The following is a 14,150-nucleotide window of genomic DNA, read 5'->3' as shown; positions in this document are numbered from 1 at the left end:
ATGGAGAGAAACCGGCAAAGGGATTTACAGAAAAATATCGTCGTCGGGCTGTTAGTCCAGGTTTTGTCTCTGGCCGTGAACCTGATATCTAAAAGCGCGATCCAATCCTACTTGGATATAGAATATCTGGGACTGCAAAGTGTGTTTGCCAATTTTTGCGATATCTTTGTGTTTGGTTTTGCGGGTCTTGGTACAGCGATGCAGTTTAGAATGTACCGCGCTTTTGCAAAGCAGGATAAAACAAGAATCCGGGAATTGTACCATCATTTTGATCGGATTTATCAGAAGATTACCTGGCTTGTCAGCGCTGTAGGCGGAATCTGTGCTATTTTTGTCCTGTTGACTATCAATGCGGACATTTCCGATCTGGAAGTGCTCTTAACATACCTGCTCTATCTCATTTCCATTATCATCACCAACCGTTTTCTTGTCCGCAGTTATTTTATTATGGCGGACGAAAGACGGTATGTGGTATCGGCAATTAATGGAGCGGTCGATGTAGCCGCACTGGCAGTGCAAATACTGGTACTGAAATTCACGAGAAATTATGCCCTGTTCCTTTTGTGTATCTTGGTAAAAAATGTGATCATCAATCTGGTCATCAAACGGTACCTGCATCGCAAATATCCGGTGGTGAAAGGGACAGCCGGTGAAATTCAGGATAGCGAGAAAAAAGAGATCGTCTCAAATATCAAGGATTTAATGGTGTCAAAGCTCGGCGCGGTTCTGGTGCGTTCCACCGACAGTATTTTGACCTCTTCTCTGATCAACACAGCGCTGGCTGGGATCTATTCTAACTATCAGTTTATTATTACGGGAGTTTTGAGCCTGCTGCAAACCTTTTTCCAGGCGATTACCGCGCGGATCGGGCATATCATGAACCATGACGATTCGGCAAAAAAGGAGAAGAGCCTGTTTTACAGTACGGCTGCGAATATCTGGATTACAGGATTTACGCTGGTATGCTTTGTGCTTTTGGTGCAGGATTTTGTTACGCTCTGGATGGGAAAAGACGCCTTGCTTTCAAATGTACTGATCTGCTTGATAGCCGTAAACTATTACCTGGACAGCATCCGGGAATCTACGAATACCTATCGGAATATCCTCGGCCTTTTTCATAAAATTAAACGTGCAGTGTTACTAAAAGGGCTGATTAACCTGATTTTGTCCATTATCCTTGGAAAGTTGTATGGGCTGGGCGGAATTGTGGCTGCTACCGGGATTTCTCAGCTTGTAACCCTGTTTTGGTATGAGCCGTACCTTGTTTACAAGTATTTTAAAAAATCTGTTTGGGTAGAGGTGTTCTATCAGCTGCGGGCACTTCTGGCAATTGCGGTCTGCTTGGCAGTATCTTATTTTGCTACCCAGTGGCTGACAGTAACCGGATGGGGAATGCTGGTCATAAAAGCGCTGCTCTGCGCGGCGGTTTCCAACCTCGTTTTGGCCTTGATGATCGGTCTCCTGTTCGGCGTGAAAAAGTTCATCCCGGAGAAATACCAAAACCGTAATAAAGGATCGAAATAAAATGAACCAATCAGAATGTAAAAGAGGAAGATACATCCTCTGTCTCTGGCCGGTAACGAATTCGGCAGAGATTCAGAAAAAAGCGGAAGAGCTGCTGGCGCAGTCGGGATGTCAGGTGCTGGAAACAAAAGAATATGATTGCAGTTACCGTCAGTTCTGCGATATCATCTATCTGGCATATCAAAATATGCCTTGGGCTACAAGCCCTCACTGCAACGGCGTTCTTCGGAAGGCTACCTGGTGCAGGCAGGGCAAAAAACGGCTGACGCTGCTCATTGTGGAAAGCTCAGGCTGTGAACCGGTCATAGGCGTAAAGCTAAGACTCCGGGAGCTTTATCAGCTAGGATACCATTGTGCGCATTCTGTGGATGACCCGGAGGAAACAGGCTGTTTTCTGGATCAGGTGGAGGAAATTGTTCGGCACAGGGATCTTTATTCGCGGAATCTTTCCTGGTATCTGCGCAGATGGATGATGCAGTGCGCGGTGTTTGTGAGGAAAGCGCGCGGAAAAATTGATGAATAGCTATTTCAGCGCAGCGGAAGGGAGAGAGGGCATATGAAACCCATGGTGTCGGTTATCATGTCGGTCTATAACAGCGAGGCCTATCTGAAGGCGGCAGTGGAAAGTATTTTGAATCAAACCTACCGGGATTTTGAATTTCTCATAGTGAATGACTGCTCTTCGGATTCCTCACTGGAGATTCTCCATAGCTATCGGGATCAAAGAATCAGAATCATTGATAACCCGGAAAACCTTGGCTTGGCGAAATCGCTGAACAAAGCGGTGAAACAGGCAGGTGGGAAGTACATCGCCCGGATGGATTCAGATGATATTTCGTTGCCTAACCGCTTTGAAAAGCAGGTGGCATACCTGGAAAGCCATCCGGATACCGGCCTTGTGTATGGGGATTTGATCCGCTTTCATTCCCATGAGCTGGCAAATGAGATGGACAGCAATGATTATCAGGCGGATTATATCCGTTCGATCCTGTTGTTTTATAATGTTGTCAACCATCCGTGTGTTATGATGAAGCGAGAAATTTTTGACTCCTATTCCTATAACCCGGATTTCTCTGTAACGGAGGACGTCAAGCTTTGGACCGAAATTTCTGCCCAATATCTAATGGAACGCCTGCCGGACAATCTGCTCTTATATCGTGTGCATGAAAAGCAGGTGAGCACTGCTAAACGGGATTTACAGCGCCGGCAGGAGCTGGTTCGGGTGACGCCCTGGTTAAAAGCGCTTTTAGGCAGGGTGTCAGAGGAAGAATTAGCGCTCCACGGGAGGATTGCCGGACGGGAAACGCCGGTGACGTCGGAGCAGGCGTTAAGCTGGCTTCACCGCCTGCGGGATGGAAACGAAAAGGAAGGCCTCTTTCCTACAAAAGCCTTCCGACAAGTCCTGCTCAGAATGTATGTCACAACAGCCGCCTATAATCACTATCCGCTTTTTCAAAAGCTGAAAGGCTGTATGAGCTTCGGCTTTTTTGAGGTTGTCCGGTTTGGGCTTAGGGTGTGCAGAAATCTTTTAGCTGATGATTGGTACTGGAGAAGGGCAAAACGCCAGATTAAAAAATGGCGGATTTCCTATGAATAAAAAACAGAGCAGGAATTTTTCCTGCTCTGTTTTTTATTCATGCGATAAGAAGCTTTCTGTGAGGGAGAGAAGGCGGTCAATATCTGCCTCCGTATGTGCGTTGGAAAAAAAGATCGCCTCAAACTGGGAGGGCGCGAGATAAATTCCATTTTCCAGCATGTATCGGAAATAGGCGGCAAACCGTTTGGTGTCCGAGGTTTTCGCGCTCTGATAGTCGGTTACTTCCTGACCGGTAAAGAACAGGCAGGACAGGGAGCCGGCTCCAGTTACCCGGCAGGCTGCTCCGGTCTGCTCTATGATTTCGGAAATACCCTTCCGATAGCGGCGGCCCAGCTGTTCAGTGTATTGGTAAATTTCCGGATGCTCCTCCAAAATGCGAAGCTGTGCTAGGCCGGCGGCCATTGCCACCGGATTGCCGCTTAACGTTCCGGCCTGGTAAACCGGCCCGACAGGAGAGACCATCTCCATGATGTCCCGGCGGCCGCCGTATGCTCCCACTGGCATCCCGGCGCCGATAATTTTACCGAAGGTAGTCAGGTCAGGGGTAACGCCGAAATATCCCTGTGCACCGGAAAGCCCCATCCGAAAGCCGGTAATAACCTCATCAAAGATCAGCAGCGCTTTGTGTTTGCTGCAGAGAGCGCGAAGCTGCTGCAAAAACTCTTTTTTTGGAGGGACTACGCCCATATTTGCGGCCACCGGCTCAATGATAACGGCGGCAACCTGATCGGGATGATCCGCAAACAGCTTTTCAACACTTTCTATTTGATTGTAGACGGCAGTCAGGGTATCCTGCGCGCAGCCCTGCGGCACGCCGGCGCTGTCCGGGATTCCGGAGGTCATCACCCCAGAGCCCGCTTTCACCAGCATGGAATCACAGTGCCCGTGATAACAGCCCTCAAACTTGATGATCTTGTCACGCCCGGTGAAGCCTCTGGCTACCCGGACAGCGGACATTACCGCTTCCGTGCCGGAATTGACCATTCGCACCATCTCTATGGAAGGAACAACCCGGCAGATCAGCTCCGCCATTTCCACCTCAGCCGGGGTGGCCGCGCCGAAGCTTAACCCGGATTTTGCCGCGTTTGCCGCCGCATCCAGAATTTTGGGGTGGTTGTGCCCCAGGATCATCGGCCCCCACGAGCCGATGTAATCGGTGTATTCCTTTCCATCCACGTCCCAGATTTTCTGAGCGTCCGCCTTCGCCATAAAACGCGGACGGCCGCCGACCGGGCCGAATGCCCGCACCGGACTGTTCACGCCGCCGGGAATCCGTTTTACAGCTCTTTCAAACAACTGTTCTGAACTTTGCATCTAAAAAAATCTCCTTTATCCGATTCTTCCTTCGCTGATAAACTGCGCCAGCTCTTTTGCGTAATAGGTGAGCAGCAGATCCGCACCCGCCCGGAAGACGGAAGCCGTCGTTTCGCAGACAACCGCCTCCTCGTCAATCCAGCCGTTTTTCGCCGCAGCCTTAATCATGGCGTATTCTCCGCTGACGCTGTATGCCGCGACAGGTACGTCAAAGCGTTCCTCGACTGTCTTGATCACGTCCAGATAGGAAAGAGCAGGCTTGACCATCAGGATATCCGCGCCTTCTTTCAGATCTAGCGCGGCTTCCTTGACAGCCTCTTTTTTGTTATGGTAATCCATCTGATAGCTTTTGCGGTCACCGAAGCAGGGCGCTGAGCCTGCGGCTTCCCGGAACGGGCCGTAAAAGGCAGAGGAATATTTTACCGCATAAGAAAGGATTGGGATATTTTCGTAATGGTTTTGATCCAACAGCGTGCGGATTGCCGCAACCCGCCCATCCATCATATCGGACGGCGCGACCATATCGGCGCCTGCCTGTACATGGGAGAGCGCGGTTTTTGCTAAAACAGGGAGGGTGCGGTCATTGTCCACCTGATCGCCGCAAAGCATGCCGCAGTGCCCATGAGAGGTATATTCGCAGAGACATACATCGGTGATATAGTATAAATCCGGGAATTGCCGCTTTGCCGTTTGCAGAGCCTGCTGGACAATTCCGTTTTCTGCCCAGGCCCCGCTTGCCAGTTCGTCCTTCTTCTCTGGAATACCGAACAGCATGACTGCGCCGACTCCCGCTTTGCTCAACCGTTCTAGCTCATAGGGGAGAGTATCGACACTGTAGCGGTATTGTCCGGGCATTGCAGATATTTCCTCGGTAATATTCTTTCCTTCCTTTACGAACAGAGGATAAATAAGGGAAGAGGAATCGACCCGTGTTTCCCGTACCATCTTCCTCAATGTCGGCTGGGTGCGAAGCCTGCGTGGACGCTGTACTAAATTCATCTTTTTTTCTTCCTTTCCTGGTGATAACAGATTAAAGCTTCTATCATGCTGTCAATTGTCGCTTGTTTTGCAACGACTGTCTCAAACTGAAAGCGTTTTGCTTCCTCCGCGGTTTGTTCCCCGATGCACAGGGCTGTCATGCCCTCACAGCCTTTCATCCGGGAAACAAATCCCCGAACAGTGGAAGCACTGGTAAAGGCGATAATATCGTCGGGTGTAAGTACCGGCGGGAAAAACGGCTGATATTTGGTTTCATAGACCGGCAGATCGGTATAGGAAATCCCTTTCCTGATCAGCGGCTTTAATACCTGATCAGTGGCAATATCAGAACGCGGGAGCAACAGCCTGTCCGAGGGCAGAAGCCGCTCGGAAAGTCCATTTCCCAGCGACTCTCCGGTAAAGGCTTCCGGCTGGTAGTCACAGAAAAGGCCTCCGTATTGCAGTACCGCTTTGGCAGTGGCCGGGCCAATCGCCGCTATTTTATGGGCGGACAGGCATCGGCTGTCCTTTCCGGCACGATGCAGGCCTTCAAAGAACAGCTCTGCTCCGGCAGGACTGGTAAAGGCGATCCATTGATAGTGATCCAGGTTTTGGATAGTCTCCAGAAATACCGGATTAGGAGAAATTGACTTGGTCTGGATAGAAGGCAGCAGCAGTACCTCTGCGCCGAGAATCTCCAGTCTTTCCGCAAGGGAGGAGGCACGGTTTTTCGGCCGGGTAACAACTATACGGCAGCCGTGCAGGGGACGATGTTCCGCCCAGGCAAGCTGGTTTTCCAGGGAACAAACCCTGCCTACTACAATAACAGCAGGGGAGGAAACCGATTTTTCCTTTGCCCTTTCCGGCAGGGTATCCAACGCCGCGACAACGCGCCGCTGCCGGGAGGTGGTACCGCTTTCGATTATGGCGGCCGGCGTTTCCGCTTTCATTCCGGCAAGGATTAATCCTTTACAGATATCTTCCAGCGCAGAAACGCCCATCAGAAAGATCAGCGTACCATCAAGCTTTGCGAGCGTATCAAAGTCAGGAAGAGAATGATCTCCGCGTTTCCGATGCGCGGTGATAATATGGAACGAGGAACAAAAATCCCGGTGCGTAACAGGGATTCCGGCATAGGCTGGCACAGCGACAGCCGAAGTAATACCGGGAATAATTTCATAGGGAATCTGATGAGAGGACAGCAGTTCGATTTCTTCCCCGCCACGGCCAAATACAAAGGGGTCGCCGCCCTTCAACCGAAGCACTTTCTTTCCTTTCTGCGCTTCCTTTAACAGAATCCGGCTGATCTCCTCCTGGGGCACCGGATGATGTCCGGAGGTTTTCCCAACGTCAATCCGTTCTGTGCCGCAGGGAATCAGGCTGAGCACTGCGTCCCCTACAAGACGGTCGTAAACAATTACATCGGCCGTTTCGATCAGGCGTTTGGCTTTGACAGTCAGAAGTCCTGGATCTCCCGGACCGGCGCCGGCCAGCCATACCTTACCATTCTTCATCAAACACCCTCCCGTCTTAATCGTTCTGCCAATTCTTCGCCCAGTTTCCGGGCATTCTCTACATCACCGGTTATTCTTCCGGTGGTATACTGCGCAGATTCTTCCTCAAAATAAAGCCCGGATAACCTGATTTCCTGACCGGATACCTCTGCATAGGCCGCGACAGGGGAGGAGCACCCTCCCTCCAGAAAGGAAACAAAGCCCCGTTCTGCCAATGCAGCCGCCTTTGAGAGCTCACTGCGGATACAGTCCAAAAAGACATAATCCTCTCCCTTTCGTCCCTGGACAGCCAAAATTCCCTGTCCTGCGGCAGGAATTATCTCGTCAGTGGAAAAATAACGGCTGATACGCCCGGATAGACCCAGCCGGGACAATCCGCTCGCAGCAAGGATCAGAGCGGTATATTCGCCTGCGTCCAGCTTTTGCAGGCGGGTGAGGACATTACCGCGCACCAGCTTGGTTTCAGCTTCCGGAAAGAGGGAAGAAAGCTGCAGACTCCTGCGCAGGCTGGAGGTTCCGATCCGATCCGTGTAAAAGCCGCCGCTATTCTGCGGCAGGACTAACGCGTCCCTGGGGTCGCCTCTGGTGGAATAGGCGACAATCGGAAGCTCGCGGTTTTCCTCCATCGGCATATCCTTCAGGCTGTGAACGGATAGATCGATTTTCCCGTCTGCCAGCGCCTGGTCAAGCTCCTTCACAAACAGTCCTTTTCCGCCTGCCTGATCCAGCCGGCGGTCTAAAATCCGGTCGCCGGTGGTTTTCATAGTAATCAGCTCAACGGTGAGCTCCGGATGGCAAGCTTTGATTTGATTGACTAGCAGCATGGTCTGTTCTACTGCCAATTTGCTTTCCCGGCTTCCTACCCGAATCGTCCGGCGCATCTTCATATCGATCACCAACCCTGAACAGGGTTCCTTTCTTACAAAACTATATGATGGAAATTATTTTTTTAGCCGTCGGGCAGATGCTTCAAGAGCCGGGAAAATTCGCTTGAGGCTTTCCCGGTCAAGCACATCACGCGTACCGTATAAAAGATTGCTGACCACCTTGCCGGAGGCTGTGCGGATTTTTTTTCGAAGCTCGTCGGACTCCTCGCGCGTCAGGGAAGAACGGTTCAGCTCCTTTTCAAGACGTGCTGCAATCTCTTTTCCAAGAATATGCCCAATCTCTTTCACAGTAGGAATATATTCCCGAAAGAAGTACCAGTTTTCAAACTCGGTTTCATATTCTTTTAAAATCTCCCGAGCCGATCTGAGCTGTTCTGCTTCTGCCTGTCCGGTATATTCGGAAAAGCAGTCCATATCAAATAGGGTAACGTCTGGGAGTGAGGCGCATCCAGGCTCAATATCCCGAGGAATCGCCAAATCAATTAGGGTGACGGGCCCGGAAAGCTTAGCCGACAATAGTTCGGGCTGCAATGTGAAATGGGGACTCAGCGTAGCGCTGACAATGATGGAAGCCCCGGACGCCTGTTCATACCGCTTATCATAGGATACTACGCTGCATCCTGCCGGGATAACAACTTCCTTATGCTTATATTGGCGAAGTGTCATCGTGACCTTTCCGCCAGCCTTTTCCAATTCCTGCGCGGCCAGACGCCCAATCTCGCCGTTTCCGATCACCAGGCAGCTTTGCCCGGCAATGGGAATTTCTTTTTCACGGAGAAGACGGATCATAGCGGAAGAAACAGAACGGTCGATTCCGGAACAGAGAATAGAAGATTTTACTTTTTTTGCTCCGGTAATTGCCGTTCGGAACAGCACCTCCAGAACAGCTCCGACCGCATGTTCCTCCCGGGCGGTTTTCAGCGCTGATTTTACCTGGGAAATGATCTGGTCATCCCCGAATATCTGTGAATGAAGCCCGCTGGATAATTCGCAGAGATATTGGACGGCTTCCTTTCCTTTCCGAATAGAAAAATAGGCTGAAAATTCTTCCACGGGCTGCCGGCAGGCCTCACAGAGCAGTAAGACCAGATCAGCCTGTGGGGAGCCGGGCAGAGAGCTGGTCCATAATTCTGTCCGGTTGCAGGTAGTGATCAGGACGCATTCCAGCTCCGGATGTTGTTTCCGGATAGAACGCAGACAGGCCCGCAGAGTCGTAGCAGTCATCGAAAATCGTTCCCGAACCGCAATATCCGCCCTGTGAAAATCGATCCCAGCCATTGTGATATTCATTGAAATGCCGCCTTTTCCAGTAAAATATAAAAGGAGAATCAAATGATTCTTGTATCGCCAAGCTTCGGTTTTGTACATCCCGGGGATTGGCTTTGCCTGTTCTAGTATATCACATTTTTCTGAGTGCGTTAAGTAATCTAAGAAAAGAAAAACCCGAATTTTTTCATTCGGGTTTTTCCTCCTATCCTTATCCATGGAGGATTTCTTCTTTTCTCTTTAAAATATCGTCGGAATATAGCTCTTTTTCCACCTGCTCAAATCCCAGCCGGGCAATGGTATCAGAAAAACGTTCTCCGTTTTTCCCCTGTTCCTTAAAAAGAAGGATTGCTTTTTCAATGATTGACAGGGCTTCTTCCTTGGAGGTGAAAATTTTGCTGAGCGTTTTTCCGACAGCGGTTTTTTTGCCCCAGCGTCCGCCGATATAAATTTTATATCCGCTTTTTGCATTTTTATTGCATCCAAAATAACATTTATCACTGCAGCGCCCGCAGTTGTTGCAAAGCTCCTGATCAATCTCCAGTATACCATTCTGAACCTTTGCCGCATTCATCGGACAGACTGCTTCAATCTGGCATTTTTTGCAGCCTCTGCAGGCTTCCTTATCGATGCTTGGAACCCGCTGACCAATAATTCCGAGATCGTTTAAATCAGGCTTGACACAGTTGTTCGGACATCCGCCGACCGCAATTTTAAATTTGTGGGGAAGAACGACGTCGTGGTAGCCCTCATAAAAGCGGTGATGAATTTCCTCACATAATCCGAAGGTATCATGCAGGCCATATTGACAGGTAGTACCTTTGCAGGAAACAACTGGGCGGACTTTTGCGCCGGTTCCTCCGGTTTCCAGGCCGGACTGCGCGATAAATTCGCGGAAAGCAGGAATATCCTTATACTCAATTCCGGGTACCTCTACTGTCATTCGGGCGGTAAAAGCCACTTCTCCGTTGCCGTATTTTTCTGCCGCTTGGGCAATACAGGCAGTTTGTTCTGCCGTGATCTTTCCGTTGGTAGTGATAATCCGCCCGTTGAACCGGTTGGTGCCTTTATTGTTCAGAAAGCCCAAGCCTTTGACTGATTTGATTTCGTCCTGGTTTAAAGTACATGCCATAAATAATGTCCTCCGATATCCAATTTAGATTTTCATTGACAATGTTTATTTTTTCTCAAACAATGACATTATACCACTTGAATCCAGAAGAATAAAATAGTATTATTAAATTACTGGTATTGAAAAAACCAATACCCGATTAACAGGCTTGTAACAGGGAGGCAGACAGATGACCATTCGCCATCTGAAGGTATTTATCGCCGTTGCGGAAGAAAGAAATATGAGCGCGGCCGCTGGAAAGCTGTTTCTTTCCCAGCCAACGGTCAGCCAGATCATCTCCGAGCTGGAAAAGCATTATGGAGTCAGACTGTTTGAACGTTTTCCAAAACAGCTTTTGATCACCGGAGCGGGAAAACGGCTTCTTGAGTATGCGCGTCACATTGTGGCTTCGGCGGACAGGCTGGATCAGATGATGCTGGAGGAGGCGGCTTTGCCGCATCTGCGTATCGGCGCCAGCGTCACAGTGGGCACCTGTATCATGGGCGGGCTGGCGAGGATGATGGAACAGGCATATCCGGAAATCGACCTGTTTGTCCGGGTGGACAATACCCGGGTCATTGAGGAACAGCTTTTGCAGAACGGACTGGACATTGCGCTGATAGAGGGAAAGATCAAAAGCAGTGAAATCCTGACCTGGCCGATTATCGACGACGTTATGGTGCTGGTCTGCGGCAGGGAGCATCCTTTTGCAGAAAGAAGATCCGTCTCCTTAGCTGAGCTGGGAAAAGAACGCTTTGTCCTTCGGGAAGAGGGGAGCGGGACAAGGGAGCTTTTTGAAAACAGGATGCGCGCGGAAGGTTATCCTGTCAAAGTCGGATGGGAATGCAGCAATCTTGGAAGCATCACCCAGGCTGTGATCCAAAATCTGGGTATTTCCGTCCTTTCCAGACGGTTGGTATCGGAAGAGCTTGCAAACGGGAAGCTCTGCGCCGTCATGGTGGAGGGCTGCTCCTGGAGGCGGGAGTTCCGCCTGGCCTACCATAAGCAGAAACAGCTTACAGAAGAGATGCAGACCTTTATGGGTTTTGCAGAACAGTATCGGGATGGGGACGACGCCCCAAACACCTGTAACAGAAAAGGGGATGTCTGAAATGCAGCAGGTTACAGTCAATAATCTGGAGGTGCGCAAAGCAAACAGAAACCGGATATACCGGTATATCCATCAGAAAAAACAGGTGTCAAAACAGGAAATTGCCCATGCGCTGCGGATGAGCCTGCCCACAGTGACCCAAAATCTCAAAGACCTGATGGATCAAAGCCTTGTAACGGAAGCGGGGATGCTGGAATCAACAGGCGGGCGGAAAGCGGCGGCTTATTCCTGTGACTTTTCGGTTAAAACGGCTGTAGGGCTGGATATTACCAAAAACCATATCGGCGCCGTAGTGGTAGACTTAAAGGGGAATGTCCTCTGCCACCGCAGAATCCGGTGTGCGTTCTCCAAAACAGAGGAATATTTTAAGCAGATCAGCGAGCTGGTTGAGAGTATTTTACAGGAATCGCGTGTCAGTACAACCTCTGTAACCGGAGTAGGGATTGCGGTACCGGCGATTGTTTCCAATAATCATCAGGAGATGAATTATTCCCCGGCACTGGGAGAGACGGATTGCAAGCTGTCTGATTTTTCCGCTTATCTCCCGTATCCCTGCACGCTCTTTAATGATGCGAACGCGGCCGGCTTTGCCGAAACCTGGGATCACAGCGATATCGGGAATATCGCCTATCTGTCTTTGAACTTTACAGTGGGCGGGGCGATCCTGCTGGACAGCCGGGTATATGGCGGAGAGAATCGGCGCAGCGCTGAATTTGGGCATATGACTATTGTGCCGGACGGCAGAAGATGTTATTGTGGGCAGCATGGCTGCGCGGATGCATATCTCTCTGCCCAGCGTCTTGCGGAATGTGCGGACGGCAGTGTAGCCGGATTCTTCGATCAGCTAAAGCAGGGTGACCCGGCTTGCGGAGAAATTTGGAAGGATTATGTTGCAGCTCTCGCGCTTATGGTGAACAACCTGCGGATGGTTTTCGACTGCCGGGTGGTGATAGGCGGATATGTCGGCTCTTATATTGAGGAATTTCTGGATGAGGTTGCCGAGGCGGTAGCAGAAAAGAATCCGTTTGAACGGGACGGGAGCTATCTCAGCGCCTGCAACTACCGTTTGGAAGCGACTGCAGTTGGTGCGGCGCTCCAGTATATCGACCGGTTTATCAAAGCAATCTGATACAAAAAACGGCCAGCCTTTTTGTCATACCTTCTGAATCTCCGAGAGACGGTTGACAAGAGGAATGGTTGGTTGTATCATACTTATAAAAGATATTTTGTAAAAGTATTATAAGAAGCAAAATATGATAAAAAATAAGAAAGAGGGAATCAGAATGAAATATTTGCTCGGAATCGACCTGGGCACTTCCGGTACAAAAACAGTGCTGTTTGATGAAAATGGAACAGCCGTCTGCTCGAAAACGATTGAATACCCGCTTTACCAGCCCCAGAACGGTTGGGCGGAACAAGACCCGCTGGATTGGTGGAATGCCTCTAAAGATGGGATCAAGTATGTCATCACAGAAAGCGGCGTCGATTCAAAGGATATTGCCGGACTGGGAATTTCCGGCCAGATGCACGGCCTTGTCATGCTTGATAAGGACGGGAATGTACTGAGAAAATCGATCATTTGGTGCGACCAGAGAACCTCGAAAGAGGTAGAACAGATGAACCGGGTGGTTGGTGAAAAACGGCTGATTGAAATTACTGCAAATCCGGCACTGACCGGCTTTACTGCCGCTAAAATCCTGTGGGTGCAGAATAATGAGCCGGAACTCTATGCGAAGTGCGCCCATATCCTTCTGCCGAAGGATTACGTCCGCTATATGCTGACCGGCGAGTTCGCTACCGAGGTTTCTGACGCAGCCGGAATGCAGCTTATGGATATTCCGAACCGCTGCTGGTCGGATGAAATTCTGAAAGCGTTCCATATTGACAAGGCTTTGCTGGCGAAGATTTACGAATCTCCGGATGTGACCGGCACCGTCCATGCCGAGGCGGCGAAACTGACTGGACTTGCCGAAGGCACGATTGTAGTCGGCGGCGCCGGCGACAATGCCGCAGCGGCAGTCGGAACCGGGATTGTACAGGAAGGGAAGGCGTTTACCACTATCGGGACTTCCGGAGTTGTTTATGCGGTTTCCGATAAAGTATCCATTGACCCAAAAGGCCGGGTACACACTCTGTGCGCCTCTGTTCCCGGTAAATGGACAGTGATGAGCTGCACACAGGGAGCCGGGCTGTCCTTGAAATGGCTGCGCGACACCTGCTGTAAGGAAGAGGTCGAAGAAGCTGAAAAGCAGGGGATAGACCCGTATATTATTATGGATCAGATGGCGGAAAAGGTAAAACCGGGCGCGGGCGGCCTGTTATACCTGCCCTACCTGATGGGCGAACGTTCTCCGCATCCGGATCCGGATTGCCGCGGCGTATTCTTTGGACTTTCCGCAATGCATGATCGCGCGAACTTGATCCGCGCCGTACTGGAGGGCGTCGTTTATTCCCAGCTTGAATGTGTTGACGTGTTCCGCGATATGGGTGTGAATATTGATGATATGATGGCCTGCGGCGGCGGCGGGAGGAGCCCGCTGTGGCGGCAGATGCTCGCTGATATGTATGGAATTCCGGTAAGCACGATCAAGGCTGACGAAGGCCCGGCGTTGGGTGTTGCGATCCTGGCCGGCGTTGGCGCAGGGCTCTATCCTTCGGTGGAAGAAGCCTGCGACAAGCTGATTCAGAAAAACAAAACCCAGCAGCCGATCCAGGAAAATCACGACGCTTACATGGGATACTATGAGCTTTATAAGAAGCTGTACCGAGATTTGATTGGCGATTTTAAGGAGCTTTCCAAATTGGATAAATAAGAACACAAAACAGGCAGCGAACAGTCGCTGCCTGT

The 14,150-nt window shown here is 50.4% G+C and carries 12 protein-coding genes; 6 read left to right on the top strand and 6 right to left on the bottom strand.

The window, feature by feature from the left end:
• From CZ360_RS12485 to CZ360_RS12475, 3 genes are read left to right on the top strand one after another with little or no spacing between them, the layout of a single operon-like run.
• Positions 1–1,524: a lipopolysaccharide biosynthesis protein gene (locus tag CZ360_RS12485; protein WP_077534549.1), complete on the top strand. Its 1,524-nt coding sequence runs from the start codon at positions 1–3 to the stop codon at positions 1,522–1,524.
• Between the two features lies 1 nt (position 1,525).
• Positions 1,526–2,047, top strand: coding sequence for a hypothetical protein (locus CZ360_RS12480; protein WP_077534548.1), 522 nt, complete (start codon positions 1,526–1,528; stop codon positions 2,045–2,047).
• Positions 2,048–2,080: 33 nt separating this feature from the next.
• Complete coding sequence (locus CZ360_RS12475) at positions 2,081–3,121, top strand: glycosyltransferase family 2 protein (protein WP_077534547.1); 1,041 nt, start codon at positions 2,081–2,083, stop codon at positions 3,119–3,121.
• 33 nt (positions 3,122–3,154) lie between these two features.
• On the opposite strand, the gene hemL is transcribed toward CZ360_RS12475, so the two are convergent.
• From hemL to CZ360_RS12445, 6 genes are all read right to left on the bottom strand, one after another.
• Positions 3,155–4,435 carry a glutamate-1-semialdehyde 2,1-aminomutase gene (hemL, locus tag CZ360_RS12470; protein ID WP_077534546.1) on the bottom strand — a complete coding sequence of 427 codons (1,281 nt, stop codon included), beginning with the start codon at positions 4,433–4,435 and terminating at the stop codon, positions 3,155–3,157.
• A 15-nt stretch (positions 4,436–4,450) separates the two neighbouring features.
• On the bottom strand, positions 4,451–5,434 hold the full coding sequence (gene hemB / locus CZ360_RS12465) for a porphobilinogen synthase (RefSeq protein WP_077534545.1): 984 nt from the start codon (positions 5,432–5,434) through the stop codon (positions 4,451–4,453).
• A complete protein-coding gene (gene cobA / locus CZ360_RS12460) occupies positions 5,431–6,927 on the bottom strand; it encodes a uroporphyrinogen-III C-methyltransferase (RefSeq protein ID WP_077534544.1) in 1,497 nt (498 codons plus the stop codon). The genes hemB and cobA overlap by 4 nt, the downstream gene beginning before the upstream one ends.
• On the bottom strand, positions 6,927–7,808 hold the full coding sequence (hemC, locus tag CZ360_RS12455; protein WP_077534841.1) for a hydroxymethylbilane synthase: 882 nt from the start codon (positions 7,806–7,808) through the stop codon (positions 6,927–6,929). Before hemC ends, cobA begins: the two co-directional genes overlap by 1 nt.
• Before the next feature lie 60 nt (positions 7,809–7,868).
• A complete protein-coding gene (locus CZ360_RS12450) occupies positions 7,869–9,104 on the bottom strand; it encodes a glutamyl-tRNA reductase (RefSeq protein ID WP_159438295.1) in 1,236 nt (411 codons plus the stop codon).
• A gap of 187 nt (positions 9,105–9,291) precedes the next feature.
• A complete protein-coding gene (locus tag CZ360_RS12445) occupies positions 9,292–10,212 on the bottom strand; it encodes a 4Fe-4S dicluster domain-containing protein (protein WP_077534542.1) in 921 nt (306 codons plus the stop codon).
• Between the two features lie 169 nt (positions 10,213–10,381).
• Here CZ360_RS12445 and CZ360_RS12440 point away from each other — a divergent pair, with 169 nt between their 5' ends.
• The 3 genes from CZ360_RS12440 to xylB all read left to right on the top strand — a co-directional run bounded on the left by CZ360_RS12440 (position 10,382) and on the right by xylB (position 14,115).
• Positions 10,382–11,302 carry a LysR family transcriptional regulator gene (locus CZ360_RS12440; protein WP_077534541.1) on the top strand — a complete coding sequence of 307 codons (921 nt, stop codon included), beginning with the start codon at positions 10,382–10,384 and terminating at the stop codon, positions 11,300–11,302.
• 1 nt (position 11,303) lies between these two features.
• A complete protein-coding gene (locus tag CZ360_RS12435; RefSeq protein WP_159438294.1) occupies positions 11,304–12,431 on the top strand; it encodes an ROK family transcriptional regulator in 1,128 nt (375 codons plus the stop codon).
• 154 nt (positions 12,432–12,585) lie between these two features.
• Positions 12,586–14,115, top strand: coding sequence for a xylulokinase (gene xylB, locus CZ360_RS12430; protein ID WP_077534539.1), 1,530 nt, complete (start codon positions 12,586–12,588; stop codon positions 14,113–14,115).
• The last annotated feature ends 35 nt before the right edge of the window (positions 14,116–14,150 follow it).

This window comes from Massiliimalia massiliensis, from assembly GCF_900155615.1.
GTDB classification, from domain to species: domain Bacteria; phylum Bacillota; class Clostridia; order Oscillospirales; family Ruminococcaceae; genus Massiliimalia; species Massiliimalia massiliensis.
Note: the sequence above shows the minus strand (reverse complement) of the source record. Positions and strands in the feature narration are given on the sequence as shown.